This window comes from Dyella jejuensis (genome assembly GCF_044904675.1).
In the GTDB taxonomy this organism is placed as follows: Bacteria; Pseudomonadota; Gammaproteobacteria; order Xanthomonadales; family Rhodanobacteraceae; genus Dyella_B; species Dyella_B jejuensis.
This window is the reverse complement of sequence record NZ_JADIKJ010000114.1, coordinates 1-281: the sequence shown is the minus strand read 5'-3', so window position 1 is coordinate 281 and position 281 is coordinate 1. Positions and strand designations below refer to the sequence as shown.

General features: G+C 62.3%; 1 protein-coding gene. It reads left to right on the top strand.

Features of this window, described 5'->3' with window-relative positions; genetic code table 11:
- On the top strand, nt 1-281 hold a 281-nt coding region (locus tag ISP15_RS18550; RefSeq protein WP_404549507.1), incomplete at both ends, for a transposase.

The following is a 281-nucleotide window of genomic DNA, read 5'->3' as shown; positions in this document are numbered from 1 at the left end:
CGCGCGGACGTGCAGCAGGCAAGGACTGAATGGAGGCGCGACCAGCCGCAATGGAGTCGAGGTCGGTTGGTTTTCCTGGATGAAACGGCTACCACCACGTGCATGACCCGGTTGCGGGGCCGTTCGCCACGAGGGCAGCGTTGTGTCGCTTCTGCGCCCTACGGCCACTGGAAGACGACCACGTTCATTGCCGGCTTGCGTCACGATGCGATTACCGCGCCGCTAGTGCTCGATGGTCCAATGAACGGTGTCGCGTTTCTCGCCTACATCGAAACGTGCCT